We start from the raw sequence: 20,003 nt of genomic DNA, 5'->3' as shown, positions 1-20,003 counted from the left end.
CCAAACGACAGCACGGCTGGCAACCAATGTCCTCCCGCGGTATTGGCCCGGTAGTCGCCAGCCAATTCAGCCAATGCTCACCCTGGCCGGGTGCAAACCCGGTTCCCCTTTTCCAGGTGACCACCGCGTTAACGAGGTCAGGCCCGATGGATGCACCGCCAGGCTCTGCTCGCTACTGCTTGCTGCTCCTGGGGTCGTCCGCCGGGTTGAGGTAGGTGATCCCCCAGGGCCCCGTGCCGTGGAGCTGGAGCACGGTTTCCTGTTTTTGAGTGGCGGCGTACATCGGTGTACCGACGGGAATGATCAGGGTGTCGCCCGGGTGATAGGCCTTGGCCTTGGCCGCGTCGAAGGTGTCGCCGGTGGCGAAGTAGAAGGTGCCCGAGATCACGGTGACACGTTCGGTCACAGGGTGGGTATGCACCCCGACTTTCGTGTTGGCCGGCAGCATCAGGCGCATGGTGAAGGGCTCTGGCTTTTTCAGGTCGCCTTCGATCACCGAAATCATCACCCCGGGCCCTACCGAGGGCGCGGGTGTCCATTTCAGTTCGGCGGGGGTGGCAGCAATCAACCCTGTGCCCTCGGCCAGAGCGGCAGAGGCCAGGAAGGCCGCGCCGAGCAGGGCCAGTGAAACAGCGACAGCTTTGTGGGCGCTCATCGTGATGTCCTCGCGTTTGAGAGCGGTGGGTGAATCGCAGCGGCCAACAGAGCATCAACGCAAAAGCACAGCGGCTGCGCGATCGAGTCATATAGGGTGACGATAGCCGAACGCCGATGCGCGGATATATCCATTGCGAACAGCCTTGATAGCGCACGGGTATTGCCGCACAGGCAACCGCCGGCCAATCGGCCGAGGTCCGTCGACCTGGCAAACAAGCCAAATTGCCATGTGTTTCCTTCGTTCTTTCATACGTCGCAGTTCTCACTGCCCGTTCCCCCATGCCTGGAGTTCCCCCCGATGCCTTCGCCCCGTCCCCTGCCCTCTGCCTTGCTGGGCCTGGCCCTTGTCTGTCCGGCCCTGGCCGAAGCCCAGGGCCTGGAGCTGGGACAAGTGCTGATCGGCGCCGAGGAGCGCAGCGGCGAAGACGCATCGATCGAGGAAGCCAAGGCGCGGCTGGCCCAGGTGCCCGGCGGCAGCAATGTGGTGGACCTGCGCCGGCCGCTGCAGGGCCGGGTGGCCAGCAATCAGGATGTGCTGGCGTACCAGCCGGGGGTCTATGCCCAGTCCGCGGGCAACGAGGGGGTGAAGATCTCGATCCGCGGCTCGGGCATCAATCGCGCGCCGGGCGCCCATGCCTCGGGGCTGTACACCATGCTCGACGGCCTGCCGCTGACCGGCCCCGGCGGCACGCCCTATGAGTTGCTGGAGCCGCTGTGGCTCGACCGCGTGGAAGTGCTGCGCGGCGCCAACGGTTTCGACCGCGGCGCCCTGGCCCTGGGCGGCGCCATCGACTACATCAGCCACACCGGCTACGACACCCCGAAGTTGCAGGTGCGCTACGCCACGGGCAGCCACGGCTATCAGCAGCGCCAGGTCAGTTCCGGGCAGGTGCTGGGCGACTTCGACTACTACCTGGCGCTGACCGACGCGCGCTCCGATGGCTACCAGGACCACAGCGCCAGCAAGAGCCAGGGGGTCATCGCCAACTTCGGCTATCGCTTCAACCCGAACCTGGAAACGCGCTTCTACCTTCGCCATCGCCAGACCGACAACGACCTCGCCGGGCGGGTCACCCAGCGCTCCATCGAGCACGACCCACGGGCGGCCAACCCGGCCTACGTGAAACGCAACGACAGCCGCGACCAGCCGGGCAGCACCTTTATCGGCAACAAGACCACCTGGTACATCGACGACGATTCAAGCCTCCAGACCGGCCTGGTCTACCACGACTACCCCATGGACCTGCGCGAAGGCCCCAACCGCCTCAAGGTGGCCTATACCGACGTCAGCGGCACCTTCGACTACAAGCGCCGCGACACCCTCTGGGGCCTGGAAAGCCACAGCACCCTGGGCCTGCGGGTGACCAAGCACCTGCCCAACTCAGGGGCCAGCGAGCGGGTGCGTATTCCCAGCGGCAACACCGCGGGTTTCGCGCCGGGCACCCACATGCGCAACTTCACCTATCAGGGTTCGGACAGCGTCCTGCATGTCGGCAATGACCTGGAGATCGCCGACGACCTGTGGCTGACCACCGGCCTGGCCGCCATCTACACTCGCCGCGAAAGCGCCGTGACCTATCCCGAAGGCGGCGGCAAGACCAGCCTCGGCGACTGGGACTATGCGCCGCGCCTGGGCCTGCGCTACCAGCTGACCCCCGACCTGCAACTGTTCGGCAACCTCAGCCGCTCGGTCGAGGCGCCGCATCCCTGGTCGCTGATCTACAGCTCCAACCTGCGCTTCCCGGCCGGCAGCGGCGCGGCCACCGGCACCCAGCGCGACCCGATCAAGTTGCAAAACCAGACCGCCACCACCCTGGAACTCGGCGGCCGTGGCGACAGCGCCATCGGCCAATGGAGCCTGGCCTGGTACTACGCCCAGGTGCGCCACGAACTGCTCTCGGTGTTGCCGGACGCCAACGCCACCACGCCCTACGAACTCAACGCCAGCCCCACCGTGCACCAGGGCGTGGAAGCCAGCCTGCAGAGCAAGCTGTGGTCGCGGGACGACGGCGGCCAGTTGAGCCTGCGCCAGAGCTACACCTTCAGCGACTTCCATTACCGCGACGATGAGCGCTTCGGCGACAACCGCCTGCCGGGCCTGCCGATGCACTACTACCAGGGCGAGTTGCGCTACGACTGGCCCCAGGGCTTCTTCGCCGCGCTCAACACGCAACTGGTGTCCAAGGTGGCGGTGGACTACGCCAACAGTTACTACGCCGATCCCTATGCGCTGTTTGGCGCCACCCTGGGCTACAACGCACCCAAGGGCGACTGGCAGACCTGGCTCGACCTGCGCAACCTGACCGACCAGCACTACGCCGCCACCGTTACCCCGGGCTACGACGACAAAGGTCTGGACGCGGCGCGATCCACACCGGGGGAAGGCATGGCGATGTATGTCGGGGTGTCGTGGAGCCTGCGTTAAGGCCTGGGACGGCCAGAGGTGAGCAGGCGATCCCGTTTGGCGGGCAGCATGAAGCCACCCGGGAAAGCAGCGGTATCAGCTCTCGGAGGAAACCACGGACTCTGGAGTGGATTCGGCATCCAGCTTCAAGCGGTCGGCCTTGCTGATGTATTTGGGCTTTCGCGGTGCCAGCTTGGCACTGGCCTTTTTCGCGTGAGCCTTCAGTAGCTGGTTGATTTTCTTGCGACGGTTCATGTTTTTTCTGCTCGGCCGGTAAGTGTTCGAATGATATCAGCTACTGAGTGCATGACCTTGGAGCCCCTGGGCTCCCATCAGCAATAACTTTTTGTAAGTGCTATTCGACATCACCTTGCGCCGGCCGACCAAACCGCCGGTGATAGCGCCCGCAACCATAAGCTCGCCTGGGTTGCCATTGAAGTGCCCGATCAGGCCAGATGCGTGACTACTTCAGGATAAACAGGTCCCCTTCCACACTCAGATCGCCCTGTTTACGACGCGGCGCGACAGCGTCGTAAACGATTAGCAGACCTTCCCCGGCCTCCTCAGCCACGTCAAACAGACACATACCCTCGGCATGGTCGTCACCTTGCCCGAAAGGCACCTCCAGAACCCTCTCCAATTGCTCCGCAAAGACCACAAGCTCCTCATCAGATGCGAAGCCGCCACGCCAACGGAACACCGTTACCGGTCCGTCCAGGTCCATGGTCGGCCCCGCCAGAATCAACAGATCGTCGCCGCTGACGCACAGGTCTCGCACCCCCAGGCCATTGAGCGCGAAGAAGTGCTTGCGGTAGCGGCGCCCCTGCGGCCCGATCTTCTTGAGCACCAAGGTTTCGCTGGGGTCGTCATTGAGTTCAGGCTCGATCTCCAGCAGCACGGCCCATCCGCGCAGGACCGGCCCACGCAACCCCAACAACAGCCGCGAGCCAATGACCGCCATCCCTTCGATATCGAAACCGTTGTCTTTACCCGGGATGGGCAGGAAGTCCCGTAACTGATCGTCTTTGGCAATTTCCCAGGTCAAGTCGTTGCCAAGCGCGTTGCCACGCAGCTGCGCCGCCGTACGCCCATCGGCATCCACCGCCCTGGCAAGTTCATAGCTGTCGTTCTGCCGTACTACCGGAATGCGGGCCAACAAAAAGCGATTGCCGTCTGCCTCTACCGTCGATAGCCGCTTGATGTTCTTTTGCGCAGGCTTGTCGGGCTCGGCCTTCCTGCGCTTGAGGCTATGGGAGCCCACCACCCAGAGGTAACCATCGTCATAGGCCAACCCCTCGATATCGATCTCGGCGTCTGGCTCCGGTATGGGCAGGTCCAGGTATTCCATGAGCGAGAACGATTGGTGCTCAGCGCAGATCACCGCGCCGCCTGGTGCAGCGCCCTGGATTTTCAGACGCTCCAGGCTGGTGGCTTCATCGTTGGCCACCCACAGTGTGTCGCCAATCCGCTGAGCGACCGAAAGGCCATCGCGCAACGCTGCAAACGCCGGAGCAAAGCTCAGTATCACCACATTGATTCGTTCGCTCATGAGCACTCTCCTGCCAGACGGGGTGAAGCGAACAGGCTGTTGTCGAGGCTAGTGGCTAGCCAACGACAAGCAAGATTATTGTCTAGCACGTTTTTTCACAGGCGCTAGAGCGCTGTTGTTCACCTTGAGAAGCTGGCCGCACGTGAAAAGGCGCGCTTTGGCGATCGCATCGCACCCGGTGGCGATATACATGACATACACGTGGTCTTTCGCGAATGGGCTTCGCAATATGACAACCCGGATTTCTCCAGACGCACAGGGCGCGACACGAGGCGTGGATAGCGGAGCAAACAGCGCAGGTTTTGCGCGTTGACGGGGCGAGTATTGTTGAAGATATGGCCGCGCACCCCCTTCACTCCGTGATGCGATCATGTTGCTTCGGGTCGTTTACAGACCTTCGCATCAAGCTGCAATCGGCCCAAGAACTGCCACACGCCTTCAAGACGAGGACAGAAAGTTCAACTCCAACCTGCTGATCGAAGACCTGACAAAACAGGTGAACAACCCAATCGACACTGTGACCGGGCATCTCGGTAATCAATGACTATGCTTTGACCTAATGTGCAAACCGCTCCGACCGGTAATCCATAGCGCCGTTCTACCAGCCAACACCAGAAAAACAGGCCCATGAAACCGATGCCCTCCCTTGCCGTTGTTGCCCTTGCCTCAATCATGGCCGCTATCGGCTTTACGGCCCATGCAGCCGAGGTGCCGTTGGGTAGCCGTTCCCTGGAAGGTCACATCATTACGCGGGTGCTGGCCGTTGATCCGGTGAATCATCAAGTCACCATAGAAGACACCAACAAAAGCCCGGTATCCATCCAGCTCACGGAAAAAGCCAAGGCCCTGGGCAACCTGAAGGTCGGCGACAAGATCGATATCCACGTTGTTCGCTCAGTCGCCTATGTGCTCGACACGAATGTCCAAGCTGCACCAGGGGTTAGCGACGAATCAATGACTATCCGTGCCACACAGGACAATCCTGACCCAGGTGGCGAGGCGGTTCGCAAGGTCAAGGTCACGTCAAAGATCACTCGCATTGACTTGGAAAAGCATGAAGTGACCTTGCTACCTCCAGAGGGCGAACTGACCGTCCTGAAGGTCGAGGACCCACAGCTTCAGGCCCGAATGAAGAAGCTCCAGGTGGGTCAGACGATCAACGCCATTTACACCGAGGTAATGAAAGTCAAAACCTCGCGCTGATATGGCTGACAAGCAGAGACCTTGATGAAGGCTACTCCGGACGCTTGGATATGACAGAACTATTGAATGCTATAGCGCTGGGACTACTGGCCTTGCTACCCCTGATCAATCCGCCTACAACAGTGGCTTTATTTATTGCCCTGAGCAAAGGCCTTAGCCAAAAAGAAAAAAACAAACAGGCGCTTTCGACTTCGCTTTATGTCTTTCTTATCATGGCACTTACCTATTACGTAGGTGAGTTTGTTATGGACGCTTTTAACATTTCCATTCCGGGCTTGCGCATGGCAGGCGGTGGTATTCTCATAATAATGGGCTTGAAGATGCTCTTCCCGCAGCCTGTCCATGTTTCTCCTGTCGTCAACAGCGCAAAGGAACAGGCCAGTTTTGCCTTCATTCCGCTGGCCATGCCCAGTACTGCCGGGCCAGGAACGATCGCGATGATTATCAGCTCCTCCGCGACCATTAAACACAGCACGTTATTTCCAGCCTGGGTTCTATTAACCGCGCCTCCATTAATCTTCTTGTTTACTTCCATTATTCTCTGGATCTGCTTACGCAGTTCAGGCCCCATAATGAAACTAACAGGGGAGTCAGGCATTGATGCAATATCACGTTTGATGGGTTTTCTACTCGTATGTATGGGGGCTCAGTTCGCCATAAATGGGTCGATAGAAATAGTACAAACCATCATTGACAATAATTTTCATTTACCCCGCCCTCAATAATTCAATCTCCACGCTGCGGGAGGCTAAAGCATGGGTGTCTGCTACCCTTTAGCGGAGTCATCGAGGTCGGCCGTTCTCACTCCCTGACATTGATCCAGTCCTCTCAAGCCTGCCTGACCACATGAGGTGGGGCGATGCGCATTTCATTACTTTACGCGGTGTCGGCTGTACTGGTTCTAAGTGGTTTTTCTTGCCTGGCGCAAACCCAGAATGCGCCTGCAAACGCTGCGGCTACAGCGCCCCTGACGGCACCGGCCAAAGATGTCGTGTTCGCCCAAGAGCAGCTGGATCAGATGCTGGCTCCCATTGCGCTATACCCGGATCCACTGTTGGCACAGGTATTGATGGCCAGTACCTACCCCGGGGAAATCGCCGAGGCGGTCACCTGGTCCAAAGCGCATCCGGGCGCCAAGGGCGATGATGCGGTCAAACAAGTGTCAAGCCAGACCTGGGACCCGAGCGTACAGGCGCTGGTTGCCTTCCCACAGGTCCTGGCAACGCTGGGACAAGACCCGGTCTGGGTACAGCGTCTGGGCGATGCCTTTCTGGCGCAACCCGACGATGTCATGGACGGCGTGCAACGCCTGCGGCATCAGGCGCAAGCAGCAGGCAACCTGCAGAGCAACCAATATCAGAACGTGACGGTTCAGGCTGCACCGGCAGCCCCTGCCCAAGCCCCTGCCAACAGCTCCACTACCATCGTCATCGAGCCTGCCGACCCGCAAGTGGTCTACGTCCCCACGTACAATCCGACCACTACCTATGGCACCTGGGCCTACCCTGCTTCGCCGCCCGTCTACTATCCACCGCCCCCCGCCTATTACCCCGGATCGGCCTTGATGGCCGGGCTGGCGTTCGGGACCGGCGTGGCGATCGTCGCCTCGCTGTGGGGCGACTGTGACTGGGACAACAACGACATCGACATCGACGTCGACCGCTACAACAACATCAATCGCAACACCCAGATCAACAGGAACCAGAACAAGTGGCAGCACAACTCCCTTCATCGCGATGGCGTTCCCTATCGAGACAGCAGGAGCCGTGAACAGTACGGTCGACAACTGGACGGTGCCAATCAGCGTGAGGCCTTTCGAGGGGATAATGCCCAACGCGCCCAGGCGCGTGAAAAAGCCCGCAGTTCAATGGACAGGCACGGTATCGAACGACCGGCCACCACTAACCTCCAGGCCCGTGATCAAGCGCGCAGAGCGCAGGTCGATAATCGCATGCAAGCCGGGGCAGACAGACCGAGAGCCTCTGACAGGAGCCAAGGCACTGGCGGAAACATCCGGGAAAGTCAGCAGCCCAGACAACAGAACGCTCAGACGAATCAGCGCCGCCAGGAATTCTCCCAAGCGCGCCAGGGAACGCCAAAACGCCCGAGCGCCAGCCCCGGCAGCGCACGCAATAACGCTTTTGCCGGCGCGCGCTCGCCGTCCCAGTCGAACGCCCAGGCCAGCCGTGGTCGAACCAGCCAGGCATCCGCCATGCGCCCCAGTGCTGCGCGATCCGCCGGCCATCAGATCAGCAGGCCGGCCAGTGCTCCCATGCGACAAAGAGGGGGGGGCCGGCGTTGAACACACTTACTCGAGTGAAAGCATTCATGGGCTCGCTCCCTCGCATCCTGATGATCAGCGCCAGCCTGGCATGGTCATGCACGGCTATGGCACAGCAGGCATTTCCAACCCCGGAACAGGCCGCTCAGGCGTTCGTCGAAGCCCTGGGCACACAACACGCCGATCAGGCACGCCTGATGCAGCTGCTGGGTGAAGACTGGCGCAGTTTCATCCCGCGAGGTGGCGTCCAGCGCAGTGACGTGGATGCGTTTTTGAAGCTCTACCGCGAGCGACACTCCATCGAAAAAACCAGTGACCGCAACGCTGTCCTGTCGGTCGGCAGTGACCACTGGACACTGCCGATACCCCTGGTAAAAGCCGAAAAGGGTTGGCGCTTCGACATCAAGGCCGGTAGCGCCGAAGTCCGTATACGGCGAATCGGCAGCAACGAACTGGCCGCGGTGCAATCGGTGCTGACCTATCACGACGCCCAGATGGACTATGCATCAGTGGATCATGACGGTGACGGCGCCCTCGAATATGCGCAGAAAATCTTCAGCACTCCCGGCAAGCACGACGGACTCTATTGGGCGGATGACGATAGCGGTCAACTCAGCCCCTTGGGTCCGCTGTTCGGCAATGCCATCGCCGATGAAGATTGGCATGGCTACCACTTCCGCATCCTCGAGGGACAAGGTCCCTCGGCACCGGGTGGCGCCTACAGCTACCTCATCGGTGACAAGATGAGCCGTGGCTTTGCCCTCATCGCCTGGCCGGCGAAATACGAGGACACCGGGGTGATGAGTTTCATGATCAGCCATGAGGGCCAAGTGTTCGAGAAAGACCTGGGACCCGAGGGTTATAAATTGGCGCAGTCGATGAAGCGGTTCGATCCCGATGACAGCTGGCAGGAGGTCACCCTGGATCAGAAGCCGTAACATTTGCCTGGCTTCAATCGCCCGTCAGCGGGTCGTAGAGGGCATGCTTCGCCTCTCATTTCAACAGGCGGTAATCGGCTGTGGATTCAACCGGTCGAAGAGACGGATGCTTTGCTGCCCAAGCGGATGAGTTCATTGGAGAAACACAGGCCGACGATGATCAGTGCCGCGCCCGCGTACAGGCTTTCGCGCGGTACTTCATTGAGCACCACAAACGCCAGCAACGCGGCGAACAGTGGCTCGGTCAGCTCCAGCGCTTGCACTTGGGATGGCTTGAGATACTCGATGGCCTTGGTGGTGCAGAAGAAGCCCAGGATTGTCGGCAGCGTGGCCAGCGCCAGCAGCGCGGCGATCACCAGCGGCGACAACTCGCCCATCGCGAAACCGTCGGCCGCCGCCGGCATCAGCAGGTACAGGCTGCCAAAGAACAACAATTGTCGAGTGAAGTGCAGCCCCCCCGACACCCCCATACGCTTCATGGCAACCGAAAAGGCCCCATAGCCGCAGCCGGCCATGGAGGCGAGCGCAGCACCTTGCAGGGTAAAGCCCTGCTGCAGGTCGCCGCCGAAGATCACCGAGATCCCAGCGATAGCCAGTGCGGCGCCAACGGTAGCGTTCGCGGTGATGGCATCCTTGAGGAAAATGCGCCCCAGAATGATCGAGGAAATTGAGGCACTGGCCATCAGCACCACCACCACACCTGCCGCAGCGTAGTGTTGATAGGCGGACGTTTCGAAATAGAACAGCACAAAGATGCCAAGGAATGCGCAGATAGCCGCCTGAGTCCATTGGGTCGACGCCGCCGGGCGCTTGAGGAAAAACAGTAGGATCGAGAGAAGCACGCAACCCAGTAGGGTCTTGATGACAGCGACACTGCTGGCGGTGAAACCATTACTCATGACTACTTTGCTGAGTACACCGATCGTTGCGTTCAGTGCCGCAGCGGAGAGTGCAAATATGACGCCTTTGCTGAAAGTGGATTGCATTGATGACGATCCCTGTCGCTGAATGGTCGTTCGATAGAATGCCGCCCTACATCGACGGCGCAAAGTTTGAGGATACGAAGATCCCACCAACACTTACCTTAGGAAAGTCCATTTAATCGGGACTAACGACTTTGTCGCCCCCAAGGAAGAAGTCAGAGGGCCTGGCCCTTGGCTAGGCAATATGAGTTGACGAACGTTGCAGTGTGCTGCAAAGACTGGCGTATATCCGGTTTGGCTATTCCATGCCTGTTGGCAAATTGCTCGACCGCCGCTGTATCAAAACGAGTGGTCTGGATAAAGTCCAAGGCCTCGGGTTTTGTATTCAAAAGCCGCGCGACGGGGGGAATACTCAGTAGCCACTTCAGCAATCGGAGTGGAATGTAATGCTTGGGAGACTTTAAGCCCAAAGGTTGTGCCGCCTGTACCAGCAGTTCTCGCAAGTTGGGAGTCTGGTCATCAAGCGCCAGCAGTTCCTGGCCCGCCATGGCAGGATCAAAAGCACAGACCGCCACCAGCTCAACCAGGTAATCCACGGTGACCAGTGGCAGCCAGTGCTCGGCGGTACCGGGCACTGCGGCCAGCTTTCCCTGCACAAGGTTGCGGATCAGCTCCACCAGCGGCTGACCGTCAAGGATATGCCCCGTGCGGCTGTGGCCACAGACCGTCGCGGGGTGGACAACGGTAATCTCCCCGCCCTTGGCGGACATGACCTCCAGGGTCGCAAAATGCGCCTCCAGCTTGCTCCCCTCGTAACCACCGACCTGTCGGTAGACGGCAGGCCAATTCGTCAGCTCCGGATAACGCGGATCAATTCCGATGCGTAGCAGATGTTCATGATTTTTCAGCATGTAGCCGCCGATCATCACTAACCGGCTTTTTTGCTCAGCCGCCAACCGCGCCACGCGCTTTGCCCCTTCCACATTCACCGCACGAGAATGCTCCACTGAAAGCCCCCATGCGAAGTGGGCGCCCAGGTGGAATATGACTCTGGCATGCCTTAGCACTTCCCGGTCAGCAAGACTCAGCCCGAGGTTGTCCCGTTCCAGATCGCCAGCTACGGCAAATACCCGGGTTGCGCACCCTCCCAAATTGTCGACTTGCTCCCGCAGTGCAGCTAGTCGCTCTGGGCGACGCATCAACACCCGAATGGTGTGACCTTTTGCACTCAGGTACGCCACCAGATGTTGACCGATGAAGCCGGTACCCCCCGTGACAAAGCACTCCACGCTCATTTCCCTGTTCCTTGTTTAAGGTGAGAAATCAAGCGTAAACTATCGACCAAACTCTACAGTCAAGCGGTGTTTTCATGAAAATCGGCGAACTCGAGGCCCGCAGCGGCGCCAGCCGCCATACACTGCGTTACTACGAGCAAATCGGCCTGATCTCACCGCTGCGGCAAACTAACAACTATCGCGTTTACACAGAGCAGACTCTGCAGGATCTGGACTTTATCCAGCGTGCGCAGAGCATGGGGTTTTCCCTGGGGGAAATAGGCGAGATTCTGGATGCGCAGCGGAACAAGCTGATCGATTGTGCTGACGGCGCCAAGCTGATTGAAAAGAAGATGGCAGAAATCAAACAGAAAATCGCCAACCTCCAAGGCATTTATCGGTATCTGGGTGAAGAGCGTGCAAACCTCGAAGCCAGTGCTGCCAGGCAACTTGAGCTTCAGCAGCTGAACAACTCTTCCAACTGAACTTCCAGTTTCAAGCATCCGCTGTCTCTACGAATTTCAGGTTGACTCAGAGCCCTCTCGCCTCACGCAAATCCTGGACCACGCTCAAGCCAGCAACTCGCTGATCCACCGGGTCTGCCGGGCGATGTCCTGGACCTTCTCCTCGGGTACGGCCTGCCGTGCCCGGGCGAAGTGGGCCAGGGTCTTCTGTTTCAGGCGCAGCATGCGTTGCCACTTGGCCAGGAAGGCCGGGCTGCGGGCCTGCAGTTGCAGTGGGCCGAAGTACAATTCCTCGGCGGTGTAGCTCACCGGCCCGGCGCGCTCGGCGACGATGATTTCGTAGAAAAAGCGGTTTTCCCGCAGCACTTCCTCGCAGAGGATGCGGTAGCCATGCTCCATCAGCCATTGGCGCAGGGGTTGCTCGCCGCCGTTGGGTTGCAGGATCAGGCGTTCGTCACCATTCAGGCGCGCCTTGCCGCTGTCGAGGATGTCGCGAATGGTCTCGCCGCCCATGCCGCAAATGCTGATCGCCGTGATTCCGTCGCCCGGCTCGATCGCCGCCAGGCCGTTGGCCAGGCGCACGCTGATGGCCGAATCCAGGGCGTTTTCGCGCACGCTGCGCTGGGCCGCGTGGAACGGCGTCAACGCCACCTCGCCGGCCACCGCCGCGGCGATAAGGCCACGGCGCAGCAACGCCACCGGCAGGTAACCGTGATCCGAGCCGATATCGGCCAGGCGCGCACCCGCTGGCACATGCGCCGCCACGCGCTCCAGGCGCATGGACAATGTCTGTTGGTTCAACTGCCGCCCCTTTTCACCACGAACGTCCGGCGCCTGTGGCCGGATCGGGGCGCGATTCTGTCGGGCAATGCCGCGCATTTCAAATTTATGCGACCAGGGCCAGGGTTCGCGCCGTCCTGCCGGGCACCGTTTGCTAGCCGCCTCAGTCGTCGAAGCCGTAAAGGACCGCCGGGTTATCCGCCAGGATGCGCCGGCGCCAGGTGCCGTCCGTGGCCCAGTGGGACAGCAGGTCGAGCATGGCGCTGTCGCTCGGCCTCGGGTCGCGCCCCGGGTGCGGCCAGTTGCTTGCCCACAGGCAACGTTCCGGGTGGCTGTTGATCAGCGTCTGGGCCAGTACGCCGACATCCTCGTACAGCGGCGCGCCGACCCGGGAGGTTTCGTAAGGCGCGGAAAGCTTGACCCAGGTATTGCCGCCGTCCAGCAAGCGCAACAGGGTCTTGAAGGCAGCATGGCCAACGGGGACCGGCTCGAGGAACTTGCCCACATGGTCGATGCTCAGCCGGCTCGGCAACGCCAGCAGACGCTCCTGATAATCAGGCAGGTCGCGGCCGTCGAGTTGCAGATTGATCACCCAGCCGAGTTCGGCAATACGCCAGGAAATCCTTTCCAGCGCGTCCCAGGGCAGCACCCCGCCCGCCCCCGGCACCATCATGAAACGCACGCCGCGCACGCCTTGCTGATGCAGGCGGGACAGTTCGCTCCAGCGCGTTTCGGCCTTGATCACGGCGATGCCCCGCGCTGCCTGGCCGGCCTGGACCAGCGCATCCAGCAGGCAGGCATTGTCAAAGCCGTACCCCACTGGCTGGACCAGCACCGCGCGCTGCAGGCCCAGTTGCCGTTGCACCCGCGCGTAGTCGCTCCAGGTCGCGGTCGGGACCGGCGATGGCGCCGCAAAGCGCGCAGGGTCGTACACGTGCACGTGGCAGTCGGTGGCGTGGCTGGGCAAGGTCATAGTCGCGGGTACTCCTGATTAGTGGGATTGCAGTCGGAATACATCCCGGGCGCGGTCAGCGCGCGCCAGGTTCACCGCCCCCTGCGGAACTCGTCCTGCGAGCAGGGCCTGGACCTGGCGCACGGTGTCCATGGCCTGATGCTCGCTGGCTTCGGGTGTCAGCCCACCGATGTGCGGGCTGGCAATGACCTTGGGATGGGCGGCCAGCAGCGGCCCGGGCATCTGGTCTGGCGCGCGCCCGACATCCAGCGCACAGCCGCCGATCAGCCCCTGCTCCAGCGCCTCGAGCAGGGCCGCGTCGTCCACCAGTTCCCCACGCGAGGCATTGATGAAGAACGCGCCGGGGCGCATCGCGCGAAAGGCCTCGCGCCCGAACAGGTTGTAGGTCCGCTCGACCGCCGGCGCGAGGCAGACCACGTAGTCGGCGCCGCCGACGGCCTGCTCGAACGACACCTGTTCGATGCCGGGCTCATCGACTCGGGCATTCGGGTCATTGACCCAGACGCGCATCTGCAGCAGCCGAGCAATGTCGGCCAGGCATTTGCCAATGAAGCCGTAACCGATGATCCCCAGCGTCGCCCCGCGCAACTCCCGCCCCATGAGCACCTGCGGCGCCCTGCCCTGCCAGTAGTCGGCGGCCGCGCGGCTGATGCCCCGCGCCAGGTCGATCATCACGCCGATCACCCATTCGCTCACCGAGCGGTCGAACCCCGGCGTCGCATGGGTGACCAGCACGCCGTGACGGCTGGCGGCTTCGACATCGATGTTGCGGATGTCCACCGCCACCCGGCAGATCGCCGCAAGCTGTGGCAGGCGTTCGAACAGTTCGGCGGGCGCGGCCGCCTCGCGGCTGGCGACAATGATCGAGCAGCCCTGTGCCCGATCGACCAGTTGCTCCAGCGACAGCGGATCGGGCGAATCGTTGAGCCGGACATTGCCCAGGGCCTGAAGCTGCCTGAGCGGCTGCTCGGCGTAGTAATTGGCGCGCACGCCGGGGGCATGGGTCAGGAAGATCTCAGTCATGGTCACGCTCGCTTGTCGGCGCCGGGCCGGGCCACCGAATGTCGGGAAATCAGCATTGGCTGGAACACCAGATTGACGGCGGGCAGCTGTGGGTCGCGGGAACGCTCGACCGCGCGCTGGACCATGATGTCGGCCATCTCGGTCAGCGGCATGGCCACCGACGTCAGGCTGGGGTTGCTGAACGCGGCAATGGACAGGCCGTCCATGCCGACCACCGAGATGTCCTCGGGCACCCGCAGCCCCGCCTGGATGAGCCCGGACATCAGGCCCATGGCGAGCATGTCGTTGACGGTGACGACACCGGTCGGCCTGGGCGTCATCGCCGCCAGATCGGCCGCCATGGCGAATCCCAGGTCGGCAAGCTCCGAATCGCCGAACGTCTCGAGCACCGGGCCTTCGATGACGGTGGCGCTGACCTGCGCGCCCTCCTGCGCGGCGCGCTCGCGAAAGCCCTCGATCTTCGCCGTACGGCTGATGGTCTTGCCGCTGGGCACCAGAAACGCCAGGCGCCGATGACCGTGTTCGATCAAGTGCGCGGCGGCGATATAGCCCGCCTGGAAGTTATCCGGCGACACATGGTCCACCCGCGAGTCGCCGTCCTCGGTGGTTTGCCGGTCGTAACTGACGACCGTCAGCCCACGCTGTACCGCGGCCTCCAGGTGACGCTCGTCGTCCTGGGACGAGACCACGATCACCGAACGCACGCCGAACGACAGCAGGTCATCGAACATCCCGGCCTCCTGCTGCTTGTCGCGATGGGTGTTGCCCAGCAGCAGCCGGTAGGAAAACTGCGCCCGGGCGGCGGCCTCGATCTTCAGGGCGATCTGCCCGTACATCGGGTTGGCGGTGGACGGAACCAGCAGGCCGAGCATCGGCGTATGGCCAGTCTTGAGCTGCCGCGCCACCCGGTTGGGCTGGTAGCCGAGCTTGAGAATCGCCGCTTCGACGCGAGCGAAGGTGTCGGCGCTGAGCTTGTCGGTGCGCTGGTTGAGCACATTGGACACAGAGCTGACCGAAACCCCCGCCAGAGCGGCCACATCGTGAATCGTTGTCATGTTTTGCATTAACCCATATTGAAAGTGCGCGGCAGCCACAGGGAAATCGATGGCACCAGGACAATCAGAATCAGCATCGCCGCCAGCAGGCAGAGGTATTTGACCATCCGCCGGGAAACCTCCTCGACCCGCGTGCCGGTCATCGCGCAGGTGGCGAACAGCCCCAGGCCGAACGGCGGCGAGAACAACCCCAGGCCCATGGCGATCACCGCGACAGTGCCGAAGTGAAAAGGACTGACGCCCACCTGCACCGCGATCGGCACCAGCAGCGGGCCGAAGATGATCAGCGCCGGCGCGCCTTCGAGCACCGCGCCGAACACCACCATGATGATCACCGAGGTGATCATAAACGCCACGGGGCCATAGTCATGCGCCAAGGCCAGCATGAAGTCGGAAATGATCGACGGAATCTGCAGGATCGTCAGGGCGAACGCCAGGCTGGAGGCGGCGGCGATGATGAACAGGATACCCGCGGCCATCGAGGCCGAGCGCACGAACAGCCTGGCGATGCCTTTGAACGTCAGCTCGCGGAAAGTCAGCCCGCCCACCAGTAGCGCGTAGACCACCGCGAACGCCGACACCTCGGTGGAGGTGGCCACGCCGGAGGTCACGCCCTTGCCGATCATCGTCACCATGATCAGCGCCACCAGCGCACCCCCCAGCAGACGCACGACCGGCCGGCGCGAGGGGAAGGCCAGGGCGGGGTCGACCTTGCGTCCGAAGATCACCGCCAGGGTCGCCAGGCCCAGGGCGAGCATCGCCGCCGGCACGATGCCGGCGAGGAACAGGCCGCCGATCGAAATGTTCGCGACGAAGCCCATGATGATCATGTTGATGCACGGCGGGATGGTTTCCGCCATCACCCCGGAGGCCGCCAGGACCGCCGCGGTCTCCGCCGGGTCCTGTCGGGTGCGGCGCACGGCGGGCACGACGATCCCGCCTACCGCGGCGATATCCGCCAGCTTCGAACCCGACACGCCGGAGAAAAATGCCGTGGCCAGGATAGCGATCAGGTTCATCGAGCCCCGTACCCGGCCGAAGAGCCGCACCAGCAGTTCGATCAGGCGCGAGGACATGCCGTTGGCTTCCATCAGCAGCCCCGCCAGCACGAAAAACGGAATCGCCAGCAACACGAAGTGATCCATCCCGGCCATGACCTGCTGCGAGTAGATCACCATCGGCAGCGACGGATCGCCGATGAAGTACAGCAAGGCGCACAGGGCCAGGACGAAGGCAATCGGTACCCCCGCCAGCAGGCCGCCGAAGAAGCCGCCGACCAGCAGCCCCCAGGGTTGCAGGGCGTAAGCCTCGACCAGGGTGTTCCAGGCATACACCGAGCCGCCGACCAGCAGGCAGCCGAGCAAGGTCAGCCAGGTGACGGCAGTGGCGCCGTTGACGGCATTGGCAATGCCCACCGCCGTCATCAGCAGCGCGCCGACGAAGACCGGCAGCACATTCAGCCACTGCGGCAAGCCCATCGGAGTCACGACGTTGACCGAGTCTTCCAGCAACAGCCAGGACGAGAACGCCAGCCCCGCCGCCGTGCCCGCGACCAACCAGCCCCCGGTCTGCTGCGCGGCCTGCTGCCAGCCGGCGGGCAACAGCGCGCGGAAGAAGTCCACCTGTACATGTTGCTTGCGGGCCAGCACCGTAGCGCCGCCGAGAAACACCAGCATGACCATCAGGCCACGGGCAACTTCCTCGGCCCAGTCCACCGGGTGATGCACGAAATAACGCAGGATCACCGAGACGAACACCACCGCCACGTCCAACGCCAGCACCACCGCGCACAGGCGTTCGACCCACCGACACAGCAGCGCCAGCAGGCTGCCACTGCCCGGTGTTGTGGCAAAGCCCCAGTCGTCGGCCATGGCGGCCGCTGCGTGGGTGTGCCCGGGATGTTCCTCTACCACTTGATCCGCGACAGCGAGAGCGTCGGATGAACTCATGGTGTCTGTCTCCTCTTGTTATGGGGGCGGGCCTGGATCACGCCCTGGCCGCGTCGATAAGCCCCAGCACCGAAGCCATGGATGGCGTGGTCCGGGTGAATGGCAGCCAGAGCTTGTCGCGCATGAGGGTACGGACGCTGGCGCGCTCGGCGTCAGCCATGGGGAAGAAGGTCATGCCGCCCTTGCCCAGCGCGGCGATGGCTTCGGCGCCTTTGATCGCGGCCGCCCGGCGCTGGGACACGCTGGCCTCCCGGGCAGCCGCCATGAACACCGGTTGCAGGTCGGCGGGAATCTTCGCCAGCCCGCGCTTGCCGATCACGGCAATGCAAGGGCTGAACAAATGGTCGGTCTGCCAGCAGTGGCTCACCACTTCGTCGAGCTTGTTGGCCAGTACGCTGGCGGCATCGTGTTCGAAGCCTTCCACCACCCCCGTCTGGATGGCGGTGTAGACCTCATTGAAGGCAATGGGGGTCGGGATCGCGCCCAGCAGCTTGAAGGTTTCGATGAACGCCTGGGTCGGCAGGACCCGCAGCTTGGTATTCCTGATGCTCTCGAGATCCTTGATCGGCGGCTTGGTATAGACGCTGCGCGCGCTGAAATGCGCGCCCCAGCCCACGACCGAGCAACCGGTGCGCTCGCGCAGCAGCCCGTTGTAGATCTCGCCGACGCCGCCATCCACGGAGCGGGCGACATGCTCGTAGCTGTCGAACAGGAACCCCAGGTCCAGCAGCGCCAGTTCCGGCAGGGCCGTGGCCCAGATCGAACTCCCGGAGACCATCAGGTCGATCGACCCCAGGCGCACCTGTTGCACCACATCGGCCTCTTTGCCGAGTTGGCCGTTGGGGAAAAAATCGATACGGATGCGGTCGCCCACGGACTGTTTCAGGTTCTCGGCCAGGCGTTGGTAGAACAGGTAGTGCGCCGAGTTCTCGTCCGCCGTCATGGTCGAGGACAAGCGCAATACCGAAGGGGCGGCACGGGCGATGGAAGGCAGGGCCAGTGCGCCGGCACTGAGGGCGGCACACTGCACGAAGCGACGTCGGGTCAGAGGCATGAGGCTGTTCTCTTTTGTTGTTGTTTTGCGACATTTTCACGAGCTTAGTAAAACGTTTTACTAAATCGTTTTACAAACTACCTCCAATGACCCGGATCTGGCAATGGAAATTTGCCCACGCAGCAGACATTGCCTTTGAGCAAAGCGTCCGACGGGGCCACGGCGCGGCCGAAAACCGTCGCCGGACCGGACACACGAACGGCTTCGTGCCCTGCCACGGCTATCCGCGAGGACTCGCGGGCTACGTCATGTATCGCACTGTATCTACCGCCCTCCCCGGTACACGCGCTTGCATCCGCCCCGGGATCCGGACACAGGCCAGATACGTCGCGGCCGTCAAATGCAACCCAGGTTGAAGGGGATCAGCCAGGTCCCCCGCCCCACGGCTTGCAATCCAATGGAGAGATCAGCATGAAGATGACACTGCGCAACCACACCATCGGCGCGTCGATCCTGGCCCTCAGCCTGTTCGGCCTCCTCGGCACGGCCCAGGCGCAGACGCCCGCAGCGGCGCAACCCGGCGCGGGCAGCGCCGGCACCACTTATGCCGCGCCCTCGCCGTTCGGCCCGCTGAAGCATGTCAACGCCGGGCTGCTGGACGTGGCCTACGCCGAAACCGGCCCCGCCGATGGCCCGGTGGTGATTCTGCTGCACGGCTGGCCGTACGACATTCACAGCTATGACGAGGTCGCACCCCTGCTGGCGGCCAAGGGTTACCGGGTGCTGATGCCCTATGCCCGCGGCTACGGCGATACCCGTTTCCTGTCGGCGAAAACCCTGCGCAATGGCCAGCCAGCCGCATTGGCCAGCGACGTCATCGACTTCATGGATGCGCTGAAGATCAAGCAAGCGGTGCTCGGCGGTTATGACTGGGGCGCGCGTTCGGCGGACATCGTCTCGGCGCTGTGGCCGGAGCGGGTCAAGGCGCTGGTGTCGGTCAGCGGCTACCTGATCGGCAACCAGGCGGCCGGGCAGAACCCGCTGCCGCCCAAGGCGGAATTGCAGTGGTGGTACCAGTTCTATTTCGCCACCGAGCGCGGTCGCGCCGGCTACGAGAAAAACACCCACGACTTCGCCAAGCTGATCTGGCAACTGGCCTCGCCGCAATGGAAGTTCGACGACGCCACCTTCGAGCGCAGCGCCAAGGCCCTGGACAACCCCGACCATGTCGACATCACGGTGTTCAACTACCGCTGGCGCCTGGGGCTGGTTCAAGGCGAAAGCCGCTACGCCGCGCTGGAGCAGAAACTGGCCACGGCCCCGGCCATCGGCGTGCCGACCATCACCCTGGAAGGCGATGCCAACGGCGCGCCGCACCCGAACCCCGCGGACTACGCCAAGCGCTTCACCGGCAAATACCAGTTCCGCCTGATCAGCGGCGGCATCGGCCACAACCTGCCGCAGGAAGACCCGCGCGCGTTCGCCCAGGCGGTGATCGATGCGGATCGTCTTTGAGGCTGGCCTGACCGTCCTCAG

Annotated in this window: 18 protein-coding genes and 1 pseudogene; 8 read left to right on the top strand and 11 right to left on the bottom strand. The window is 62.3% G+C overall.

Features of this window, described 5'->3' with window-relative positions; all coding sequences use genetic code 11:
• Positions 1-172: 172 nt before the first annotated feature.
• The gene (locus tag J4D28_RS28545) at positions 173-655 is read right to left on the bottom strand and encodes a cupin domain-containing protein (RefSeq protein WP_009048598.1); all 483 of its coding nucleotides are present in this window, start codon (positions 653-655) and stop codon (positions 173-175) included.
• A 300-nt stretch (positions 656-955) separates the two neighbouring features.
• Between J4D28_RS28545 and J4D28_RS28540 the strand changes: the two genes are divergently transcribed.
• Positions 956-3,082: a TonB-dependent receptor domain-containing protein gene (locus tag J4D28_RS28540; protein WP_103331749.1), complete on the top strand. Its 2,127-nt coding sequence runs from the start codon at positions 956-958 to the stop codon at positions 3,080-3,082.
• 75 nt (positions 3,083-3,157) lie between these two features.
• Here J4D28_RS28540 and J4D28_RS28535 read toward each other — a convergent pair whose 3' ends face one another.
• A complete protein-coding gene (locus tag J4D28_RS28535; protein ID WP_009048596.1) occupies positions 3,158-3,316 on the bottom strand; it encodes a DUF2986 domain-containing protein in 159 nt (52 codons plus the stop codon).
• Positions 3,317-3,524: 208 nt separating this feature from the next.
• Positions 3,525-4,610: a DUF3616 domain-containing protein gene (locus J4D28_RS28530; RefSeq protein WP_009048595.1), complete on the bottom strand. Its 1,086-nt coding sequence runs from the start codon at positions 4,608-4,610 to the stop codon at positions 3,525-3,527.
• Positions 4,611-4,727: 117 nt separating this feature from the next.
• Here J4D28_RS28530 and J4D28_RS30550 point away from each other — a divergent pair.
• The 5 genes and pseudogenes from J4D28_RS30550 to J4D28_RS28510 all read left to right on the top strand — a co-directional run.
• A pseudogene (locus tag J4D28_RS30550) lies at positions 4,728-4,972 on the top strand (adenylate kinase); the annotation flags it as partial.
• Positions 4,973-5,237: 265 nt separating this feature from the next.
• Positions 5,238-5,813 (top strand): hypothetical protein, encoded by a 576-nt coding sequence (locus J4D28_RS28525; RefSeq protein WP_103331748.1) that lies wholly within the window; start codon positions 5,238-5,240, stop codon positions 5,811-5,813.
• Between the two features lie 50 nt (positions 5,814-5,863).
• A complete protein-coding gene (locus J4D28_RS28520) occupies positions 5,864-6,538 on the top strand; it encodes a MarC family NAAT transporter (RefSeq protein ID WP_016704553.1) in 675 nt (224 codons plus the stop codon).
• Between the two features lie 134 nt (positions 6,539-6,672).
• Complete coding sequence (locus J4D28_RS28515) at positions 6,673-8,115, top strand: DUF3300 domain-containing protein (protein WP_103331747.1); 1,443 nt, start codon at positions 6,673-6,675, stop codon at positions 8,113-8,115.
• A gap of 26 nt (positions 8,116-8,141) precedes the next feature.
• Complete coding sequence (locus J4D28_RS28510; RefSeq protein WP_103331746.1) at positions 8,142-9,032, top strand: DUF2950 domain-containing protein; 891 nt, start codon at positions 8,142-8,144, stop codon at positions 9,030-9,032.
• A gap of 86 nt (positions 9,033-9,118) precedes the next feature.
• Here J4D28_RS28510 and J4D28_RS28505 read toward each other — a convergent pair whose 3' ends face one another.
• Entirely contained in the window at positions 9,119-10,018 is a 900-nt protein-coding gene (locus tag J4D28_RS28505) for a DMT family transporter (protein ID WP_101282305.1), read from the bottom strand.
• A 152-nt stretch (positions 10,019-10,170) separates the two neighbouring features.
• A complete protein-coding gene (locus tag J4D28_RS28500) occupies positions 10,171-11,250 on the bottom strand; it encodes an SDR family oxidoreductase (protein ID WP_038631922.1) in 1,080 nt (359 codons plus the stop codon).
• 74 nt (positions 11,251-11,324) lie between these two features.
• On the opposite strand from J4D28_RS28500, the gene J4D28_RS28495 reads away from it, so the two are divergent.
• Positions 11,325-11,714: a MerR family transcriptional regulator gene (locus J4D28_RS28495; protein WP_038631920.1), complete on the top strand. Its 390-nt coding sequence runs from the start codon at positions 11,325-11,327 to the stop codon at positions 11,712-11,714.
• 84 nt (positions 11,715-11,798) lie between these two features.
• On the opposite strand, the gene J4D28_RS28490 is transcribed toward J4D28_RS28495, so the two are convergent.
• From J4D28_RS28490 to J4D28_RS28465, 6 genes are all read right to left on the bottom strand, one after another.
• Complete coding sequence (locus J4D28_RS28490; RefSeq protein ID WP_101284119.1) at positions 11,799-12,494, bottom strand: tRNA (adenine(22)-N(1))-methyltransferase TrmK; 696 nt, start codon at positions 12,492-12,494, stop codon at positions 11,799-11,801.
• 142 nt (positions 12,495-12,636) lie between these two features.
• Entirely contained in the window at positions 12,637-13,446 is an 810-nt protein-coding gene (locus tag J4D28_RS28485; RefSeq protein WP_016704546.1) for an amidohydrolase family protein, read from the bottom strand.
• Between the two features lie 18 nt (positions 13,447-13,464).
• The gene (locus tag J4D28_RS28480) at positions 13,465-14,469 is read right to left on the bottom strand and encodes an NAD(P)-dependent oxidoreductase (RefSeq protein ID WP_009048585.1); all 1,005 of its coding nucleotides are present in this window, start codon (positions 14,467-14,469) and stop codon (positions 13,465-13,467) included.
• Between the two features lie 2 nt (positions 14,470-14,471).
• A complete protein-coding gene (locus J4D28_RS28475; RefSeq protein ID WP_037005878.1) occupies positions 14,472-15,524 on the bottom strand; it encodes a LacI family DNA-binding transcriptional regulator in 1,053 nt (350 codons plus the stop codon).
• Between the two features lie 8 nt (positions 15,525-15,532).
• Positions 15,533-17,473 carry a TRAP transporter large permease subunit gene (locus tag J4D28_RS28470; RefSeq protein ID WP_206425618.1) on the bottom strand — a complete coding sequence of 647 codons (1,941 nt, stop codon included), beginning with the start codon at positions 17,471-17,473 and terminating at the stop codon, positions 15,533-15,535.
• Positions 17,474-17,510: 37 nt separating this feature from the next.
• A complete protein-coding gene (locus J4D28_RS28465) occupies positions 17,511-18,527 on the bottom strand; it encodes a TRAP transporter substrate-binding protein (RefSeq protein ID WP_025809339.1) in 1,017 nt (338 codons plus the stop codon).
• A gap of 411 nt (positions 18,528-18,938) precedes the next feature.
• On the opposite strand from J4D28_RS28465, the gene J4D28_RS28460 reads away from it, so the two are divergent.
• Positions 18,939-19,982 carry an alpha/beta fold hydrolase gene (locus J4D28_RS28460; protein ID WP_103331745.1) on the top strand — a complete coding sequence of 348 codons (1,044 nt, stop codon included), beginning with the start codon at positions 18,939-18,941 and terminating at the stop codon, positions 19,980-19,982.
• Positions 19,983-20,003 lie beyond the last annotated feature (21 nt).

Source organism: Pseudomonas sp. GW531-T4 (genome assembly GCF_017349615.1).
Taxonomy (GTDB): domain Bacteria; phylum Pseudomonadota; class Gammaproteobacteria; order Pseudomonadales; family Pseudomonadaceae; genus Aquipseudomonas; species Aquipseudomonas chlororaphis_I.
Note: the sequence above shows the minus strand (reverse complement) of the source record. Positions and strands in the feature narration are given on the sequence as shown.

Excerpts from the sequence above, each read along its gene's own strand:
- J4D28_RS28545 (WP_009048598.1), bottom strand. The coding sequence starts at position 655 with ATGAGCGCCCACAAAGCTGTCGCTGTTTCACTGGCCCTGCTCGGCGCG.
- J4D28_RS28540 (WP_103331749.1), top strand. The coding sequence starts at position 956 with ATGCCTTCGCCCCGTCCCCTGCCCTCTGCCTTGCTGGGCCTGGCCCTT.
- J4D28_RS28535 (WP_009048596.1), bottom strand. The coding sequence starts at position 3,316 with ATGAACCGTCGCAAGAAAATCAACCAGCTACTGAAGGCTCACGCGAAA.
- J4D28_RS28530 (WP_009048595.1), bottom strand. The coding sequence starts at position 4,610 with ATGAGCGAACGAATCAATGTGGTGATACTGAGCTTTGCTCCGGCGTTT.
- J4D28_RS28525 (WP_103331748.1), top strand. The coding sequence starts at position 5,238 with ATGAAACCGATGCCCTCCCTTGCCGTTGTTGCCCTTGCCTCAATCATG.
- J4D28_RS28520 (WP_016704553.1), top strand. The coding sequence starts at position 5,864 with ATGACAGAACTATTGAATGCTATAGCGCTGGGACTACTGGCCTTGCTA.
- J4D28_RS28515 (WP_103331747.1), top strand. The coding sequence starts at position 6,673 with ATGCGCATTTCATTACTTTACGCGGTGTCGGCTGTACTGGTTCTAAGT.
- J4D28_RS28510 (WP_103331746.1), top strand. The coding sequence starts at position 8,142 with ATGGGCTCGCTCCCTCGCATCCTGATGATCAGCGCCAGCCTGGCATGG.
- J4D28_RS28505 (WP_101282305.1), bottom strand. The coding sequence starts at position 10,018 with ATGCAATCCACTTTCAGCAAAGGCGTCATATTTGCACTCTCCGCTGCG.
- J4D28_RS28500 (WP_038631922.1), bottom strand. The coding sequence starts at position 11,250 with ATGAGCGTGGAGTGCTTTGTCACGGGGGGTACCGGCTTCATCGGTCAA.
- J4D28_RS28495 (WP_038631920.1), top strand. The coding sequence starts at position 11,325 with ATGAAAATCGGCGAACTCGAGGCCCGCAGCGGCGCCAGCCGCCATACA.
- J4D28_RS28485 (WP_016704546.1), bottom strand. The coding sequence starts at position 13,446 with ATGACCTTGCCCAGCCACGCCACCGACTGCCACGTGCACGTGTACGAC.
- J4D28_RS28480 (WP_009048585.1), bottom strand. The coding sequence starts at position 14,469 with ATGACTGAGATCTTCCTGACCCATGCCCCCGGCGTGCGCGCCAATTAC.
- J4D28_RS28475 (WP_037005878.1), bottom strand. The coding sequence starts at position 15,524 with ATGACAACGATTCACGATGTGGCCGCTCTGGCGGGGGTTTCGGTCAGC.
- J4D28_RS28470 (WP_206425618.1), bottom strand. The coding sequence starts at position 17,473 with ATGAGTTCATCCGACGCTCTCGCTGTCGCGGATCAAGTGGTAGAGGAA.
- J4D28_RS28465 (WP_025809339.1), bottom strand. The coding sequence starts at position 18,527 with ATGCCTCTGACCCGACGTCGCTTCGTGCAGTGTGCCGCCCTCAGTGCC.
- J4D28_RS28460 (WP_103331745.1), top strand. The coding sequence starts at position 18,939 with ATGAAGATGACACTGCGCAACCACACCATCGGCGCGTCGATCCTGGCC.